Annotated in this window: 18 protein-coding genes; 14 read left to right on the top strand and 4 right to left on the bottom strand. The window is 57.4% G+C overall.

All coding sequences use genetic code 11. The annotated features are described in order from the left end of the window. Positions 1 to 113: 113 nt before the first annotated feature. The 3 genes from rnr to rpmG all read left to right on the top strand — a co-directional run bounded on the left by rnr (position 114) and on the right by rpmG (position 3,055). Complete coding sequence (gene rnr, locus HKD40_RS00905; protein WP_169193838.1) at positions 114 to 2,393, top strand: ribonuclease R; 2,280 nt, start codon at positions 114 to 116, stop codon at positions 2,391 to 2,393. Positions 2,394 to 2,395: 2 nt separating this feature from the next. Continuing rightward, positions 2,396 to 2,791: a DUF983 domain-containing protein gene (locus HKD40_RS00900; protein WP_169193837.1), complete on the top strand. Its 396-nt coding sequence runs from the start codon at positions 2,396 to 2,398 to the stop codon at positions 2,789 to 2,791. A 96-nt stretch (positions 2,792 to 2,887) separates the two neighbouring features. Continuing rightward, on the top strand, positions 2,888 to 3,055 hold the full coding sequence (gene rpmG / locus HKD40_RS00895) for a 50S ribosomal protein L33 (protein ID WP_046104197.1): 168 nt from the start codon (positions 2,888 to 2,890) through the stop codon (positions 3,053 to 3,055). Between the two features lie 307 nt (positions 3,056 to 3,362). Here rpmG and HKD40_RS00890 read toward each other — a convergent pair whose 3' ends face one another. Beyond that, a complete protein-coding gene (locus HKD40_RS00890) occupies positions 3,363 to 4,733 on the bottom strand; it encodes a PleD family two-component system response regulator (protein ID WP_169193836.1) in 1,371 nt (456 codons plus the stop codon). Between the two features lie 91 nt (positions 4,734 to 4,824). Beyond that, a complete protein-coding gene (locus HKD40_RS00885) occupies positions 4,825 to 5,196 on the bottom strand; it encodes a response regulator (protein ID WP_169193835.1) in 372 nt (123 codons plus the stop codon). 125 nt (positions 5,197 to 5,321) lie between these two features. Between HKD40_RS00885 and HKD40_RS00880 the strand changes: the two genes are divergently transcribed. From HKD40_RS00880 to HKD40_RS00855, 6 genes are all read left to right on the top strand, one after another. Next, positions 5,322 to 5,600 carry a DUF3572 family protein gene (locus HKD40_RS00880; RefSeq protein WP_169193834.1) on the top strand — a complete coding sequence of 93 codons (279 nt, stop codon included), beginning with the start codon at positions 5,322 to 5,324 and terminating at the stop codon, positions 5,598 to 5,600. Further along, complete coding sequence (locus HKD40_RS00875) at positions 5,601 to 6,932, top strand: DNA polymerase IV (RefSeq protein ID WP_169193833.1); 1,332 nt, start codon at positions 5,601 to 5,603, stop codon at positions 6,930 to 6,932. Beyond that, positions 6,929 to 7,390: a RidA family protein gene (locus HKD40_RS00870; protein ID WP_169193832.1), complete on the top strand. Its 462-nt coding sequence runs from the start codon at positions 6,929 to 6,931 to the stop codon at positions 7,388 to 7,390. The genes HKD40_RS00875 and HKD40_RS00870 overlap by 4 nt, the downstream gene beginning before the upstream one ends. A 128-nt stretch (positions 7,391 to 7,518) precedes the next feature. Further along, positions 7,519 to 8,688, top strand: a complete 1,170-nt coding sequence (locus tag HKD40_RS00865) for a GNAT family N-acetyltransferase (RefSeq protein WP_169193831.1) — start codon at positions 7,519 to 7,521, stop codon at positions 8,686 to 8,688. Positions 8,689 to 8,896: 208 nt separating this feature from the next. Next, positions 8,897 to 9,319, top strand: coding sequence for an HIT family protein (locus tag HKD40_RS00860; protein WP_169193830.1), 423 nt, complete (start codon positions 8,897 to 8,899; stop codon positions 9,317 to 9,319). 6 nt (positions 9,320 to 9,325) lie between these two features. After that, positions 9,326 to 9,973: a DUF1275 family protein gene (locus tag HKD40_RS00855; RefSeq protein WP_169193829.1), complete on the top strand. Its 648-nt coding sequence runs from the start codon at positions 9,326 to 9,328 to the stop codon at positions 9,971 to 9,973. Here HKD40_RS00855 and HKD40_RS00850 read toward each other — a convergent pair. Beyond that, a complete protein-coding gene (locus HKD40_RS00850; RefSeq protein ID WP_169193828.1) occupies positions 9,970 to 11,451 on the bottom strand; it encodes a SulP family inorganic anion transporter in 1,482 nt (493 codons plus the stop codon). The two genes, HKD40_RS00855 and HKD40_RS00850, sit on opposite strands and share 4 nt — an antisense overlap. A gap of 115 nt (positions 11,452 to 11,566) precedes the next feature. Continuing rightward, positions 11,567 to 11,812: a DUF2798 domain-containing protein gene (locus HKD40_RS00845; RefSeq protein WP_169193827.1), complete on the bottom strand. Its 246-nt coding sequence runs from the start codon at positions 11,810 to 11,812 to the stop codon at positions 11,567 to 11,569. Positions 11,813 to 12,352: 540 nt separating this feature from the next. On the opposite strand from HKD40_RS00845, the gene HKD40_RS00840 reads away from it, so the two are divergent. The 5 genes from HKD40_RS00840 to HKD40_RS00820 are packed head-to-tail and all read left to right on the top strand — an operon-like array spanning position 12,353 to position 18,048. Next, entirely contained in the window at positions 12,353 to 13,282 is a 930-nt protein-coding gene (locus HKD40_RS00840; protein WP_169193826.1) for an ABC transporter permease, read from the top strand. Continuing rightward, positions 13,279 to 14,451 (top strand): ABC transporter permease, encoded by a 1,173-nt coding sequence (locus tag HKD40_RS00835; protein WP_210256987.1) that lies wholly within the window; start codon positions 13,279 to 13,281, stop codon positions 14,449 to 14,451. The genes HKD40_RS00840 and HKD40_RS00835 overlap by 4 nt, the downstream gene beginning before the upstream one ends. Beyond that, on the top strand, positions 14,448 to 15,452 hold the full coding sequence (locus tag HKD40_RS00830; protein ID WP_169193825.1) for an ABC transporter ATP-binding protein: 1,005 nt from the start codon (positions 14,448 to 14,450) through the stop codon (positions 15,450 to 15,452). Before HKD40_RS00835 ends, HKD40_RS00830 begins: the two co-directional genes overlap by 4 nt. Continuing rightward, the gene (locus HKD40_RS00825; RefSeq protein WP_169193824.1) at positions 15,449 to 16,471 is read left to right on the top strand and encodes an oligopeptide/dipeptide ABC transporter ATP-binding protein; all 1,023 of its coding nucleotides are present in this window, start codon (positions 15,449 to 15,451) and stop codon (positions 16,469 to 16,471) included. The genes HKD40_RS00830 and HKD40_RS00825 overlap by 4 nt, the downstream gene beginning before the upstream one ends. After that, positions 16,468 to 18,048, top strand: coding sequence for a peptide ABC transporter substrate-binding protein (locus HKD40_RS00820; RefSeq protein ID WP_169193823.1), 1,581 nt, complete (start codon positions 16,468 to 16,470; stop codon positions 18,046 to 18,048). The genes HKD40_RS00825 and HKD40_RS00820 overlap by 4 nt, the downstream gene beginning before the upstream one ends. Positions 18,049 to 18,088 lie beyond the last annotated feature (40 nt).

Here is an 18,088-nt window from a genome sequence, read left to right as displayed (position 1 = left end):
TGATAAGCGCTGCCGGGGTCGCACTCGGCACTTATTGCCCAGCAAATCACCCGTATGCGTTGGAAAACCACCCTTATTCGCCTACATAGGGAGCAACTCCCAAAGAATAGACCATGGCCAAGACACCAAAAGCAAAAAACACATCCGGCCCAAAGCGCTCCCGTCAGCCCGCCGCCGATGCCTTGCCGACCAAGGAACAGATCCTAGAAGCATTGGCGCAGGAAGACGATATTAAGGGCAAGCGCGATCTGGCCAAAGTTTTTGGCATTCGCGGCGACATGCGTCGGCCATTTAAAAGACTGCTCTCTGACCTTGAGGGTGAAGGCGTCATCACGCGCACCCGCAAGGCGCTGCGCCGTACCGCCGCCCTGCCCCATGTAACCGTCCTCGACATTCCGACGGACGCAGACCCAGACAGCCTCCACGCCTTCCCAGCGCAGTGGAACCCGGAAGAAGGTGAAATCCCACGCGTTCGCGTGTTGGTGGATTCGCATTCTCGCGTTGCACCCGCTCCAGGCGACCGCATCTTGGCCCGCATTGACGCTGGCGAAGACATTGTGCCCGATTACACCGCTAAGCCGATGAAGGTGCTCGACAAGCCCCGTCGCGGCCACATCGGTATTGTCCGCATGGATGAGGAAGGCGCTCGTCTCATTCCGGTTGATCGCAAGCAGAAAGAAATGCGTATCCCGCTTGGCGACCTTGGCGATGCCTCAGACGGCGATCTCGTAGAGGTCGACGTTAAGCTCTCCGGGCGCCTGATGATCCCGCGTGCTCGCGTCACCACCGTCATCGGCAATCCAAAGTCCGAAGGCGCGGTGTCGCTGATTGCAATCCACAATCTCGATATTCCCAACAAGTGGCCCGCCTCTGTCACCCGCGAAGCAGAAGAGGCCGAGGAAGCAACGCTCAAGGGCCGTGAAGACTGGCGCGACTTGCCGCTGGTTACCATCGACCCACCAGACGCCAAGGACCATGACGACGCGGTTCACGCTGTGCTCGATACCGATCCAGCCAATCCTGGCGGCTATGTCGTCACTGTCGCGATTGCCGACGTTGCAGCTTATGTCCGCCCAGGGACCTCGCTCGATCGCGAAGCCTATCTGCGCGGCAATTCGGTCTATTTCCCGGATCGGGTCGTGCCCATGCTGCCCGAGCGCATCTCCAATGAGCTCTGCTCGCTCAAGCAAGGCGAGTCGCGCGCGGCCATGGCCGTTCGTATGGTCCTCGACGCTGGCGGTCGGAAGACGAGCCACAGCTTCCATCGCATTCTTATGCGCTCAGCAGCTAAACTCAGCTACCAGCGGGCACAGGCGGCCATTGACGGCAATCCGGACGATCAGACGGGGCCTTTGCTGGAGCCGATCCTCAAGCCTCTGTGGATGGCCTACGGCGCCATGTCAGAAGCACGCGATGCCCGTGGCCCCCTCGACCTTGACCTGCCCGAACGCAAAATCAAGCTCGACAAGACCGGCATGGTCGCGGACATTTTCATCCCTGAGCGTCTCGATGCGCATCGTCTCATCGAAGAGATGATGATTGCGGCCAACGTCGCTGCTGCCGAAACGCTGGAGCAGAAGCGCACTGAGCTGCTCTATCGCGTTCACGATGAACCATCGTCCGAAAAACTCCACGCGCTGCGCGAGTTCTTGGGCAGCCTCGATATCAGCGTCAAGAAGGCCGACAACGTCCGCGCTGTCGATTTCAACCGCATCCTCGGCAAGGCCCGCGACATGGGCAATATCGAGCAAGTGTCGGAAATGGTGTTGCGCTCCCAGGCTCAGGCTGAGTACTCCAAGGAGAACTACGGCCACTTTGGGCTCAATCTCGACCGCTACGCCCACTTCACCTCGCCCATCCGCCGCTATGCCGATTTGATCGTGCACCGAGCGCTTATCCGCGCTTTGGGCCTTGGTGACGATGGGATGACGGATCAGGAGCAGACCAAGCTCAGTGGCATTGCTCAGCACATTTCGACGACTGAGCGCCGCGCCATGTTGGCGGAACGCGAAACTTCCGATCGTCTGCTTGCGCAATTTCTTTCGGAGCGGATCGGCGCACGCTTTGAGGGTCGTGTCTCCGGCATCACCCGCTCAGGCCTCTTCGTAAAATTGATCGAGACCGGTGCCGATGGCTTTATTCCTGCCTCGACACTTGGCAAGGACTACTATCGCTACGTCGAAGAACGCCAGGCGATGGTTGGCGAGCGCACAGGCGAAAGCTTCACGCTTGGCGACCGAGTCGAAGTTCGCCTCGTCGAAGCCTCCCCCGTGGCCGGCTCATTGCGCTTTGAGTTGCTTTCTGAGGGCAAGCGCGGCAATAAGCCGCCTACACGCCCCCTGCGTAAGGGCGCATCTAATAGCTTCGGCCCCAAGGGACGCAGAAAGAGGTAGTCATGACTGAAAACAGCGCAGTTCTTCCCGAACGTACCGTTGGTCAGGCCATGTGGCGTGGCGCGTTATGTCGTTGCCCGCACTGTGGCAAGGGCAAGATGTTCGCCGGCTATCTCAAAGTTGCAAACGAATGCAATGTTTGCGGCGAGGAACTCAGACATCACCGTGCTGACGACCTGCCTCCCTACGTCGCGATCACCATCGTGGGCCACATTATCGTCTTCCTGATGTTGCACCTCGACATGACCCATCAGATCCAGCCCATCACCTATGTGCTGACGATGATTCCGCTCGCAATCGTTCTTCCCCTGATTATGCTTCCCTCCATTAAGGGTGCAATTGTAGGCCTACAGTGGTCTTTGCGCATGTATGGCTTTGGAACAGGTCAGAAGGACTGACGCCAACACTTGACTTTCGACCGCAAATTAGTAGTTTGCGGCCAAATTCGGCGCTGCCCTGCTGCAGCGCGTTTCGCTTTGTGAAGGACCACAATCATGGCTAAGGCCGCCACTATCAAGATCAAGCTCGTCTCGACGGCCGACACCGGCTTCTTCTACGTGACCAAGAAGAACGCACGTACCCAGACTGAAAAGCTCGCTTTCAAGAAGTACGATCCAGTTGTCCGCAAGCACGTGGAATTCAAGGAAGCCAAGATAAAGTAATCTGGCTATTCCTTATCGGAATAAACAAAGCCCCGCAGTTTCTGCGGGGCTTTTGTTTTGCGCTGTTGGATTAAAAAGAAGAGGTGGCTGGTTCGGGATACAACGACAACAAGGCCACTCTGTGCGTCACCGAACCAGCCGTCCCAGGGCGACTCAGGAGTTGCGGCGGACCTGAGATATGCCTAGGGAACTTCACGGGTATAGATGCGCTAAATCACGCCCTAACCGTCATGAAGACCCTAGCGCCTCACTGGCTGAGGGCCAATGAGTTCTTACCGTTAATTATAACAGCTAACCCTAACGGGACTTACGCCGCGTCGACCATGACGCGGTTGCGACCTGCGTGCTTGGCCCTATAGAGCGCCACGTCAGCCCGCTTGATGATGACCTCCGGCGTATCATCCATGTTCTCATAGAGCGCCATGCCGATGGATATGGTGATCGAGATAGGACGGCTCAGGCCAACCTCAAATGGACGGTCAGCAACCGCCTCACGCACGCGCTCTGCCACCAATTCCGCTACGCGAACGTCTGTGTCCGGCATCAGCACCAAGAACTCTTCACCGCCAAAACGGCACGCCATATCGACGCCACGAAGATTGCGGCGCAACCGCGCTGCGAATTCACGGATCACCGCATCGCCAACGTCATGACCATAGTTGTCGTTGACCGACTTGAAGTGATCGATGTCGAGGATCATCACCGCAACATCGCGCTCTTGCTCAAGCGACTTCGCCATCACGAGGCTCATGTGCCGATCAAAATAGCGACGATTGTAGAGGCCCGTCAGCTCATCGGTTATCGCAAGAGCGATGGTGGAATTGACACTGTCTCGAAGAACGTCCGCGTAGCGTTGGCGGCGGATCTGGGTGCGCACCCGCGCCATCAGTTCGCTGCGTTCAACAGGGCGCGATATATAGTCGTTGATCCCCAGATCCAGCCCACGCACGACCTTGGGCTTGTCCGCCTCATCGGCCATCAAAATAATGGGCAGGCCACGGGCTTGATCAACCGTACGAATTTGCGAGCACACACGGAGCGGATCGAAGTCCTTGAGGCTCATGCTGACCAAGGCCAGCTCATAACTGCCACCAGCGACTTGGAACACCGCGTCCATAGGCTCGGTGAGAATTTCGACACGATGCTCAGCTTGCAGATAGCCTGCAATGCGCTCCGCATGACGGCGATCGGTATCAACGATCAAGACCGAGCCATCTTTAGCGGAAATAGAGTTCATCGCCTGCAGCGCATCTTCGGCTGCAATCTGCTGGCTGGTTTGCGCCCGAGCCCGCAGCTCATCGGTCAGCGATTTGAGCCGCACCAGGCTCTTTACGCGCGCCAGAAGCTGCGTGTCATCCACAGGCTTTGACAGGAAATCATCAGCTCCGGCGTCGAGCCCCTGCACCCGATCCGAGGTCTGATCGAGTGCTGTGATCATCAGCACAGGCACGTGCTGCGTCTTAGGGTCAGCTTTCAGCCGACGGCAGACCTCAAAGCCATCCATCTCAGGCATCATCACGTCCAAAAGGACGATGTCGATATCTTGCTCTTGGCAGATGGCGAGCGCTTTCGCGCCCGAATTGGCCGTAACCACGTCGTAATATTCAGCCAGCAGCCGCGCTTCGAGCAGCTTCACATTCGTTGGAATGTCATCGACGATAAGTACGCGCGCGGTCAAACCACTACCCCAGATAAATGCGACCCACGAACAAGCTCCCCCCGTTCGTGTCGAGCCACTAAAACCTCGCTAGATTTCCCTGCAAGGAAAATCAGGCTGGCCCAATATAACCGGCAATGGTTTCCAGAAAGTGAGACACGGAGATTGGCTTAGAAATGTATCCCTCGCAGCCGCCCTGAAGAATTCGCTCTTCATCGCCCTTCATGGCGAAAGCAGTGACCGCGACAACTGGGATATGCGCCAGTTCTTCATCGTCCTTAAGCCACTTAGTGACAACAAGGCCCGAAACCTCTGGCAGTTGGATATCCATCAAGATCAGATCAGGCATATGCGCACGCGCCAAATCGAGCGCTTCGACGCCATTGCGAGTCTGGATGACCGTGTATCCACGCGACTCCAGAAGATCGTTGAAGAGCTTCATATTCAGCTCATTGTCTTCGACGATCATCACAGACTTAGGCATATTCCCTCACTTGGGTACAAACTACGCACCCCAAAAACGGTGGCTGAACGCTGCTCGGTTCTTCGCTTCGCCACGCACATCAGCTAGCATTGAAACCGTTACAAAAAACCAAATGAGGCCGGACGGTGCCGATTTCTGAGCGCGTTACCCCAGATTTGTCGAGCACAGCCGACGCCTGCCTAGCCTATCTGGCCGAGCATCCCGAAGAGCTTTTGGCATTTATGCAGCATGCAGGCATCGACCCACAGGCTTTACGCAATGCCGTCGGCACGAAAATGCTGCAACATGGGCTTATCGACTATTTTGCATCAAACGAAGCGATTCTGCTCGCCCTATGCGCGAACACCGGGATGACGCCGGAGAACTTCATGCGCATTTGGCACAAGCTTAATCCCGAGGCATAGATGAGCGCTTGGCTTTGTCGCGATTGCCTGAGCACCGGAGCGGCAGCAGCAGCCCCCAATCGCTGCCCTCGCTGCGGCTCGCCGCGCATTCGTAGCCACGCCGAGCTGTTTGACCTTTCCATGGCCCACGTCGACTGCGACGCATTTTATGCGTCAGTGGAGAAACGCGACGACCCCTCGCTGCGAGACAAGCCGCTGATCATCGGCGGGGGCACGCGCGGCGTCGTCTCCACATGCTGCTACATTGCCCGCCAGTCGGGGGTGCGCTCGGCTATGCCGATGTTCAAGGCCCTGCAGCTCTGCCCCGACGCCGTTGTCATAAAACCCAACATGGCCAAATATGTTGCCGTCAGCCGAGAAATTCGCACGCTGATGGATACAATGACGCCAGTGGTGGAGCCCTTGTCGATTGACGAAGCGTTTCTCGACCTCACCGGAACTACGGCGCTACACAAAGCGCCTCCAGCTGTCATGCTGGCCAAGTTCGCCAAAGCTGTTTCGGATCAAATGGGCGTCACCATCTCGGTCGGCCTAAGCCATAACAAATTCTTGGCTAAAATCGCATCCGACCTCGATAAACCGCGGGGCTTCGCTGTTATTGGGGCGGAGGAGACGCTAAGCTTTCTGCATGACAAGCCGATCAGCATTATCTTTGGCGTCGGCAAGGTTTTCGCGGAAACGCTTCAACGCGATGGCTATTACACCATCGGCCAGCTGCAGGCAGAAGACCCGCACCGGCTCATGCGGCTTTACGGAGAATCGGGCGCGCGCCTGTCGCGCCTTGCCCAAGGTCAGGATGCCCGAAAAGTCTCGACGGACCGCTCGATGAAGTCGGTGTCATCAGAATCCACCTTCCACCACGACCTCTCCGATATAGAGGCACTCTCAACAGAGCTTTTGCAGTGCTGTGAGCGACTTTCGGAACGGCTCAAAACCAAAAACCTGGTGGGTGATACCGTTACCCTAAAGCTCAAAACAGCTGGATTTAAGTTGCGAAGCCGCGCGCGACACCTGATGATGCCCACACAGCTGGCCAATGTCCTCTACGAGACCGGCCTGAGCCTGATGCAGAAGGAGGTGGATGGAACCGCATTCCGCCTCATTGGCATTGGCATTTCAGGGCTCGACGAGGCCACTGGCATCGACCCGATTGACCTCCTTGAGCCCCAAGTGGCGCGCAAGGCGGCAGCTGAAAGGGCCATGGATCGTGTTCGATCCAAATTTGGCCGAACCGCGGTTATGCGCGGAAAACTCTATAATGCTCGCACCGGCACGCCGCCGGAGGCGAGTTCGGAACAAGAAGCAGACGACTTGGAAGGCAAGATCAGATGACCACCCCCATCGAGAAGCTCCGCGAATATGGCTACGAACTTCCTGCCCCAAAGGCACCAGTGGCCAGCTATGCCCCTGTCGTTCGCACTGGCAATTTGCTGTTCATCTCCGGCCAAATTTCCAGCGACGCCAATGGCATCGTCCAGGGCCTGCTTGGCGACACGATGAATGTGGTTCAGGGCGGCAATGCTGCGGAGCTCTGCGCCGTCAATATTCTGGCCCACATCGTCCACTCGGCCGGCATTGCGCTGGAAGACGTCAAGCGCGTCGTCAAGCTGACCGTTCTGGTCGCTTCGACACCTGACTTCACCGAACAGCACCTCGTCGCCAATGGCGCGTCCAACCTCTTCGTCGGCGTGTTTGGCGAGAAAGTCAGCACCCATGCTCGTGCCGCCTTCGGCGTAACCTCGCTGCCGCTCGGCGCAGCTGTCGAAATCGACGCCGTAATCGAAGTCTAAATTTGCATTTCATTTAAGTTTCAAGGGGCTGGGTAGCGCGAGACGCACCTGGTCCTTTGCTTTCCCTTGAAGCTCCGGCCTGCAGATAGCATATTCAAACATAAGCAATTTGAGACGTGGAGTGCGGCGTGAGCTTGAACGAATTCTCGGCGCACATTCACCCCACGACAGCCAGCATTCCAGCCGATGTCTGGAACAGCCTTGTGCCCTCAACCAATGGCGTTGTGGACAATCCCTTTCTCGACCACGCTTTCTTTCTGGCGCTGGAGCAATCCAACTGCGCCACAGCGGAAACCGGCTGGTTACCGCAGCACATTGTGTTGCAGGACCAGAACAGCGCGCCAATCGGGCTTATGCCGTTGTTTTTAAAATCCCATTCCATGGGCGAATATGTCTTCGACCACGGCTGGGCTGACGCCTTGGAACGTGCTGGCGGGAAATATTATCCCAAGCTTCAGGGTTCTGTACCTTTCACGCCAGCAACAGCGCCTAAGCTATTGGTTCCGAATGGTGATTTGGATGCGCAGGCCGCCCTACTGCAAACCGCACAGCAGTTGACGCAACGCCTCAACGCCTCCTCCACCCACCTCACCTTCGTACCCGAGAGCGAAGCCGAATTGGCGGGCAATTTGGGCTGGCTCCGGCGCACTGACACGCAATTTCATTGGTTCAATCGCGGTTACGAGAGTTTCGACCACTTCTTGGAAACATTGGCGTCCCGTAAGCGCAAAACCATCCGCCGCGAACGCAACGATGCCCTAGCCGATGGCCTGACTGCCCGTTGGCTAACCGGCTCGGACATTAAAGAGCACCATTGGGACGCCTTCTACGATTTCTATGAAGACACTGGTGCGCGCAAATGGGGGCGGCCTTATCTCAATCGCGAGTTCTTCTCGCGTCTGGGCGAGACCATGGCCGACCGCATCCTGCTCATCTTCGCCTATGACGGCGATGAATCAATTGCCGGCGCGATCAACTTCATCGGCAAGGACACGCTTTACGGCCGCAACTGGGGCGCCACGCGTGACGTGCCCTTCCTGCACTTCGAGATCTGCTACTACCAAGCCATTGATTTCGCGATACAACACCGCCTCGCGGTGGTGGAGGCAGGCGCACAAGGCGAGCATAAACTGGCCCGCGGGTATGAGCCGGTTCTGACGCACTCGGTACACCACATCGCTCACCCCGGCCTCCGCGCGGCCGTGGATGACTTCCTCATTCATGAGCGAAAAGCGGTGCTGCGATCTCAGATCGAGTTAGAAGAATACACCCCGTTTCGCAAAGGCGAGCGGCAGTAGTATCCCGCTCCTCCGAGCGATCCAGATCGCCCCGCATCGCGCTGGATTGCCCGATCATGTCGGGCAATGACGGAGGTGGAGGACAGAGGGAGGATGGGTAAGGGCGTGCGAACTGATCCTTGCCAGTCCCCTTTGCTAAAGCCCCTTCCCTCAAGCCGCAACGCCCGCCTACATAGAACCAAACGCTTCACTGCACAGAGTCTTCGTCATGACCTACGATCCAACCAATATTTTCGCCAAGATCCTCAAGGGCGAGATGCCGTGCCACAAGGTCTATGAGGATGAGACCGCGCTGGTGATGATGGATATTTTTCCGCAAGCCAAGGGTCACACGCTGGTCATCCCGAAGGCTCCAAGCCGTAACCTACTCGACGCCGATCCTGCTGCGCTCTCGGCCGTGATACCACTGGTTCAGCGCGTCGCCAATGCGGTGAAAACCGTGACCAATGCCGACGGTATTCGCCTTGCGCAGTTCAATGAGGCACCGGCTGGGCAAACCGTCTTCCACCTGCATTTCCACGTTATTCCAGCCTATGAAGGCCAAGCCCTAGGTGCCCATGCCTCGGGACGCGGCGATGATGTAGAACTGGCCGAATTGGCAAAAACCATCGGCGCAAGGCTCTCTGCGTAAACACCAATGACTCCGGCGAAACACCTCATCCTCGGAATGGTGCTGACCGGAGCCGCAGGATTAGTCGACATTGTCGGCTTTATCGAACTGGGCGGCTATTTTACGAGCTTCATGAGCGGCAACACCACGCAAGGGGCTGCCGCTCTCTTTAACGGCGAATATTCGGTCCTCGCCCTGACCTTGACGCTCATCGCGCTTTTCTTCTTGGGCAGCACCATTGCGACGTTTCTGGCCACAGCACAGACCCGATGGTCCTCAGCTTTGGTTACCGGCTTCACCGCTTTAGCCGTCGCAGCGGCGCTCGGCCTCATGGTGGCAGGCATTCCACCCGAACAATCTCTTTTGCTGTTATCGCTGGCCGCTGGCGCGCAAAACGCCATTCTCCCCGCACGTGGCACGGTGCGCCTCGGTGCCACCTTCGTCACTGGAACGCTCTATGTGGCGGGCCAGGATTTGGCTCTTGCACTTCGCGGAAAAAGCCCCAAATGGCGCTGGCTGCAACACATCGCCATTTGGTTCGCCTTATTTGGCGGCGCAGCATTGGGGGCTTGGTTCTATAGCCACATGGGCATCCGAACCCTGTTCATCGCCCTAGCGGTCTATAGCGCCTTCTTCCTTGCCCAAACAATCCGCGCCACCCGGTCCCGACATTAGTTTTCGAGCAAAATGTCTGGATTTTTGGTGTGCTTCGCGCCCAACTCATCGACGATGGTCGCGCTGGCTTTATTCATCCCCGAGATTTGAACCTGCGTGCCAAGGGAACGGAATTTGGCCACGACCTTATCGATGCTGGCGACGCTGGAAATATCCCAGATATGAGCATGGGTGAGATCGATCACCACGCGTTCCAGTTTTTCGGTGAAATCAAACGCCCCGACAAAACGCTCCGCTGAGGCAAAGAAGAGCTGGCCTTCGACGTGATAGACCCGCGTGGTCTGGTCGGCACTCAATTCCGAACGCACTCCAAAAATCTGCGCGATTTTCCAGGCGAAAAACACTCCCGATAACAAGACCCCAACCACGACGCCAATGGCGAGGTTATGGGTGTAAAGCACCACAGCAACCGTCGCGAGCATGACAATCGAGGAGGACCGCGGATGATCCTTCAAATTACGCACTGACCGCCAATCAAACGTCTCAATCGACACCATGATCATGATAGCCACAAGCGCAGGCATGGGGATAACTTTGAGCAAGTCCCCCGCAGCGACCAACAAAACCAGCAGGTAGAACCCTGCAAGGAATGTCGATAGGCGGCCACGGCCACCGGAGCGAACGTTAATCCCGGACTGACCAATCATGGCACATCCGGCCATGCCGCCGAAAAATGCCGACACAATGTTGGCAATGCCCTGTCCGAAAGTTTCCTGCCGTTTTGAGGAATTCGTATCGGTTTCCTCATCGATAATCTGTGCCGTCATCAGGCTTTCGAGCAAGCCAACAGCCGCCACGCCCACCGAATAAGGCAGGATGATCAGGAGGGTTTCGAGGCTTAGCGGGACATCGGGAATGAGTATATTTGGCAAGGCATTAGGCAACTCACCAATGTCTCCGACATAGCGAATGTCGAAGCCCGCGAAATAGGCCACCACCCCAATGATGAGAATTGTTGCCAGCGGCGATGGGATCGCCGTGGTCAGGCGCGGGAACAGATAGATGATGACCAGCGATACCGCGATCAGCGGATAGGTGAGCCACGGCACACCCACGAGATGGGGGATTTGCGCCATAAAAATCATGATGGCGAGGGCATTTACAAAGCCGGACATGACCGACTTCGAAACGAACCTCATGACGTTTTGCAGGTTCAACCACCCGGCGACCAACTGCAAAACCCCTGCCAAAATAGTGGCCGCCAGCAGATAATTGAGCCCGTGATCGCGCACCAGCGACCCCATCAGGACCGCTGTCGCCGCCGTCGCTGCCGAGATCATCGCCGGACGCCCGCCTAAAAACGCGATGACGATGGAAATCACCACCGACGCGTATAGTCCGACCTTCGGATCAACGCCAGCAATCATCGAAAACGCAATGGCTTCAGGGACTAGCGCGAGCGCAACGACCAGACCAGACAAGAGGTCCGCCCGCACATCCCGCACCCATTCGGCGCGGTAGTTGGCAAAATTAAACATGCAAAAACCGGATTGGCCCGAGGGCAGAAGACGAGAATTTGCCCCGCTTATACGGTCGAGCCAGCGCCCTCACAAACAAAAAAGCCGGAGCAGAGCCCCGGCTTTCCTAGCAAAATTAGTGCTGCGGAGCAGCGCCACCCTGCTTGTGCGGCGGGGCGAACTTGAATGCAATTTTGAACGCGATCGGGTTGATAATGCGGGTCCAGATGAATGCCAGCGGCCAAGCGATGAAAAACATTTTTGGCCAATGGCTTAGGAAGTCTGTTCCGGCAGTAATAAAGCCGAGCGAACCCGACATCACAAAGGCCATCATGAAGGTCATGCTCAGCTGCAGAACCAGAGTTGTCTTTTTCGGAAGCATGCGCCTCTCCAATACAAAATGCACCAGCCCGGACCTAGGCCCTTGCCGTGCAAACTAAAAATCTAATGGAGCCGTTGGGACGCAGTGCGACGAGTACTGCAAAAGCAGCGCCGGGATACCCAACCGGCGACCTCAATATCGGCAGAGGGCCGTTATACACCGTCCAACAGAGCGAGACACCCCGAGAGCCGTCAATGCTCTTATGCGCTGCCGGGGCTTCCCTTTTAGGCTGAATCAATAGCAATGCTTTGGAATAGCGGCCCTTTTCGCGTGCTTGGGGCTACGCGACCACAGTGGCACCAATTGGCCTCATATGGGCGTCTTGCTGGCCTTTAAGGGCCGCACGATGGGCGCTGTGTTGGCATCTGGAGTGGCGCAGACACCGCACTGTTGTGCAGCGCGACTGCCAATAAAGGCGGCTCAGCAGCAACATCAATTTCCTACGTTGCCCTGAAAAATTAGATTGATTTTCCAGCAAGCTACTGCTGATCTAGTAGGGTAGATCGGCCCTCGAAATTTCTGAATTGGAACAGACGACCAATGCAGTCGTATATATTGCAACGTCTGGGCATGATGGCGCTCACGCTTTGGGCCATTATAACTTTGACTTTCTTCCTCATGCATTCCGTTCCAGGTGGTCCGTTCGTTTCTGAGAAGATGCTTGCGCCGGAAATTGCCGCTGCGCTGAATGCCAAATATGGCCTCGACCAGCCGAGCTGGCAGCAATATTTCAACTACCTCGGGGGAATGCTGCGGCTCGATTTCGGACCCTCGTTTAAATACCCCGGCGTTTCCGTGAACACGATGATTGCATCGGGCCTGCCGGTCACGCTGCAGACGGGCCTCTTGGCCGTTATCTGTGTTGTAGCATTGGGTGTGCCACTGGGGATTGTTGCGGCGCTGAACCGCAATCGCTGGCCGGACACGACGGTAATGTTCATCGCCACGCTCGGCGTTGCCATTCCCTCTTATGTGATTGCCACGGTATCGCTTTATGTCTTTGCGCTGCGCCTAGGCTGGGTCCCGACCTTTGGTCTGGATGACTGGCGCGGCTACATCCTGCCGGTCTTCGCGCTATCGGGCTTTTGGATTTCTTTTGTCTCGCGGCTGACGCGCTCGTCGCTGCTGGAGACGCTTGAACAGGACTATATGACCACGGCGCGCGCCAAAGGCCTGCGACCAGGTCAAATCCTGATCAAGCACGGTTTGCGCAATTCGTTGCTGCCTGTCGTCACTGTGCTCGGGCCAGTTGTCGCCAATCTGATCACCGGCTCTTTCGTCATCGAGCAGATTTTTGCCCTGCCCGGCATCGGTCGCCAGTTCGTGCTCTCGATTACCAATCGCGATTACACGGCGATCATGGGCATTACCATTTTCTACGCTGCCATTCTGATGGTCATGATCCTCATTGTCGACCTGCTCTACGTTTGGCTCGACCCACGCATCAAGTTGAGCAAGGCCAAAGCATGACCGAGATTTCTCCCGATATGTGGGCCAAGCTTCCGCCGGAAGCGCTGGCCGCGCCGGTTCAACCACCCGCGCCGACCTATGGTCAGGAAGTGCGCCGCCGCCTGCTCTCCAACAAGCTCGCCGTCGCCAGTATCGTCTTCATCATCGCTTTGGTCTTGGCCGCATTTTTTGGCCCGATGCTGTCGCCACACACCTATTACAAGCAGGACCTCAAGCTCGCGAATATTCCGCCCGCTTTTGAAACCTATGCGCTGACCAATGCCGAAGGCGAAACTGCGCGCGTGTTCCTCAACGCATCGAACTTCAACATCTATGAGGTCGATGAGAGTGGGTTTGTGCTGGGCCTTGTGCGGGGCGAACGGCGCGACATGATCAAGAAGCAGCAGGCCTTCGAAATCGGCGGCCAGCCCATTACGCTTGATTATAGCAAGCTCCCTGCCCGCATTCTGCTTGAAGATGGCGCGGAGCTAAGACCATCCGGCTGGAGCTGGAACCGCACCTATCTCTTTGGCACGGATCAGCTTGGTCGCGATATTCTCGTGCGCCAGCTTTATGGCGCGCAGATCTCGCTGACCGTGGCCTTTGTGGCGACGCTGGTGAATTTCTTCATCGGCGTCTTTTACGGCGGCATAGCCGGTTATGTCGGTGGCAAGGTCGACGCCGTGATGATGCGTATTGTCGAAATCATCTCGACCATCCCGCTGACGCTCTATGTTGTCCTGCTGATGGTGGTGTTCAACTCCGGTCTGCTGTCGATCATTATCGCGATTGGTTCAGTGTTCTGGGTGGACATGGCGCGCATTGTGCGGGGCCAAATCCTCTCGCTCAAAAGCCTCGACTATGTGGCGGCGGCCCGCACCATGGGCGCGTCTCCGGCGCGGATTTTGACGCGCCACCTGCTCCCCAATGCGCTGGGGCCAATCATTGTCACGCTGACCATGCTGATCCCGTCGGCCATTTTCATTGAAAGCTTCATGAGTTTTATTGGCCTTGGCGTGACGCCGCCATTGGCTTCTTGGGGTTCGCTGACATCGGAAGCTGTCGAAACCTTGCGCGCCTATCCGCACCAATTGTTCTTCCCAGCAGCTGCCATTTCGCTGACGATGTTCGCCTTCAACTTCCTTGGCGATGGATTGCGCGATGCACTCGACCCGAGGTTGAGCGCATGACCCAGCCCATTTTATCAGTCAAAGACCTGACCACATCGTTCTTTACCCGCCGTGGCGAGGTGCAAGCAGTGCGTGGCGTCAGCTTTGACGTGCGCCCGGGAGAAATGCTCGGCTTTGTCGGCGAGAGCGGCTCGGGCAAGTCGATTACGTGCATGTCGGTGTTAAAACTGCTCAAGGCCGGTGGCCGGATCAAATCGGGCTCGGCCCATTTTGAGGGCCAAGACCTGCTCAAACTCGACGAAGCAGAGCTGGCCGATATTCGCGGCGACCGGGTCAGCGTTATTTTCCAAGACCCTATGACCTCGCTCAACCCCACACTGAGCGTGGGTGAGCAGGTGATGGAAACCATTCTGCGCCATCGAAAGGCGACCCGCGCCGAGGCCCGGGCACGCGCAATCGAACTCTTTGAATTGGTGCGCATCCCTTCGGCGGCCACTCGGCTCAAGTCTTATCCGCATGAGTTTTCAGGCGGAATGCGTCAGCGCGTGATGATCGCTATGGCGCTGGCCTGCGACCCGAAACTGCTGATCGCCGATGAGCCAACAACGGCTTTGGACGTGACTATCCAGCGGCAGATTTTGTCGCTGTTGAAAGACCTGCAAACGCGTTTGGGCATGTCCGTTATTCTGATCACGCATGATCTCGGTGTCATTGCAGAAGTGTGCGACCGGGTGCTGGTCCTCTACGGCGGCATGGTGATGGAAACCGCCAATGTTCGGGACCTGTTTGCGGCTCCAGCACACCCTTACACCCTCGGCCTAATCGGCGCGGTTCCGGACCTGCGCGATGATAGCCACCAGCGTTTGACGCCAATTCCAGGCAGCCCACCCAATATGCTCGCTCCGCCGCCCGGCTGCCCCTTCGCACCACGCTGCCCCCACGCCATGACCCAATGCGTCGCGGCCCTGCCCCCGCTGTTTGGCGACAGCCATCAATCCCGGTGCTGGATCCAGCACCCCGAGGCACCCAAGGTCGCAGGACTGCATGAGGTGGTCGCATGACCCAGCCTCTCCTCTCGCTGCGCAATCTCAAGAAGCATTTTCATCTCCCGGCTCCACCATTCACACAGGCCCCAATCCTGCGCGCGGTAGACGGCGTAGACTTGGATTTGATGAAGGGCGAAACCCTCGGCCTAGTCGGCGAATCCGGTTGCGGAAAATCCACATTGGCTCGGACGGTGATCCGTCTGCATGAGCCGACCTCTGGCAGTCTGATCTTTGACGGCCAGGACGTGGGCGCATTGCCAGAGCGTCGGTTGGCAAAGTTCCGGCGTCGCGTGCAGATGATTTTCCAAGACCCCTATGCCAGCCTTAATCCGAGGATGAGCGTTGGCGAGCTGATTGCCGAACCGCTGGAAATCGCGGGGGTCGGCACGCCGGCTGAACGAAGGGCTAAGGTCAGCAAACTGTTGGACCGTGTTGGCCTGCCTACCGACGCCGCTGCGCGCTTTGCCCATGAATTCTCGGGCGGTCAGCGCCAGCGTATCGGCATTGCCCGCGCTATCGCGCTTGAGCCGGATCTCGTCATTTGCGACGAGCCGATCTCGGCGCTGGACGTTTCCGTTCAGGCGCAGGTGGTCAACATGCTTGAGGACCTGCAAGACGAACTCGGGCTGACCTATCTTTTCATCACCCATGACCTCTCGATGGTGCGCCACATCTCGGACCGCATCGGGGTTATGTATCTGGGCAAGATTGTTGAATTAGCGCCGAGCGCTGATCTCTATCATCGCCCGTCGCACCCTTATACGCGGGCGCTGCTCTCGGCCATTCCCGTGCCGGACCAATCAGTGACCCGCAAGGTTGAGCCGATGCAGGGCGAAATTCCGAGCCCACTCGACATTCCCACTGGCTGCCGCTTCCGCACCCGCTGCCCGCTCGCCACCGAGCTGTGCGCGAGGATCGAGCCGCCATTGGTTGATATTGGCGGAGGCCATGTCTCCGCCTGCCATTTCGCCAAGGAATTGGCGGACAGGCCAAACGAGGTCTTTGCGACCTCACAACAGGAGAGAACGTCATGAACAAGATGCTTCTGCCGATGATAACGGCAGCGCTGCTGGCGACGACTGGGGGAGTCTTCGCTGCTGGGGAATTGACCTATGTGGTCAACAACGAAAGCGCCAAATACGATCCCGGTACCACTGCGGAAACCTTCGCAGCACCGATCATCGGCAACACCTTTGAAGGCCTGATCCGCTACAGCCCAGAAGGCGAAGTCATTCCGGCACTGGCCGAAACCTGGGAAATTTCTGAGGACGGCCTCACCTATACCTTCAAGCTGCGCGACGCCAAGTGGTCGGACGGCGAGGCGGTAAAGGCTTCGGACTTCGTCTATGCGTGGAAGCGCGTGCTCGACCCAGCCTCCGGCGCGATGAACTCGCAGATGCTCTACCACATCGTTGGCGCTGAAGAGGCTTATAACGGTGGCGACGCTGGCGCAATTGCAGTCTCGGCTCCAGACGACAAGACCCTCACCTTCACGCTCAAGCAGCGCGTCCCCTATATGATGCAGCTCCTGAACTACCCGGCATTCTACCCGGTGCGTGAGGACGTTGTTTCGGCTGACCCTGAAGGCTGGACCCGCAACCCGGCGACCTTTATCGGCACCGGCCCATTCCGCGTGACCGCGTTCAATCAGGGCGAGTCCGTCGTCTTTGAGAAGAACCCGAACTATTACGACGCCGACGCTGTCAGCCTCGATAAGCTCACATTCCGCCTGATCCCAGACCCAGCAACCGCGCTTGCCGCTATGGAAGCTGGCGACGTTGACGGCATCGAAGCTGTGCCATCGCCAGAAATTCCACGCCTGTCGGTTGAATCGGACGCCTTCATGGTCGTTCCGGCGCTGGGCACCACCTATGCGTTCTTCAACCCGAACCAAGCACCACTCGACAATCTGAACGTGCGTAAGGCCCTCTCCATGGCCATCGACCGCTCGGAAATCATCGAATTCGTGCTGCAGTCGGCTGACACGCCAGCGCTAGGCCTCGTACCACCCGGCATGAGCCTTGGCGGCGAAGACTATACCGAAGGCCGCGACAATTTTGGTCTTTCGGAAACGGCAGACGTTGAAGGCGCGAAGGCCGCCCTTGCTGAGGCTGGCTATCCGAATGGCGAAGGCTTCCCTTCGACCGTCTTTGTGACCTACACCTCCCCACCAATCGAAAAGCTGCTCGAAGCTATTCAGCAGATGTGGAAGGAAAATCTCAACATCGACGTCGAGATCCAGGCCACCGAATGGCAGGTGTTCTATCCAGAAGTGCAGAAGGTCGAATACCAGATCGCACAGATGGGCTGGGGCGCTGACTATCCGCACCCAATGACCTTCCTCGACAATTTTGTCACCGGTTCGGCCAACAACCTCAACAACTGGTCGAATGCCGAATATGACGCTGAGATCGAAGCGGCAAAGCAGGCAACCGATGAAGCCACGTCACGCGACCATATGCGTGCGGCTGAGGCGATCCTGATGAACGACCACGCCATCCTGCCGCAATATCATCGTTACAATTACATGATGATGAGCCCGCAGGTGTCCGGCTTCTGGCGTTCGTCGCTGAACGTGCCGTACTTCCGCGACGCCACCATCGCTGAATAAGTGCTCAATGCCCTCGCCGCTCTTTCGGCGGGGGCACCCA

This window comes from Devosia sp. MC1541 (assembly GCF_012847305.1).
In the GTDB taxonomy this organism is placed as follows: Bacteria; Pseudomonadota; Alphaproteobacteria; order Rhizobiales; family Devosiaceae; genus Devosia.
This window is presented reverse-complemented; position numbering and strand designations above follow the sequence as displayed.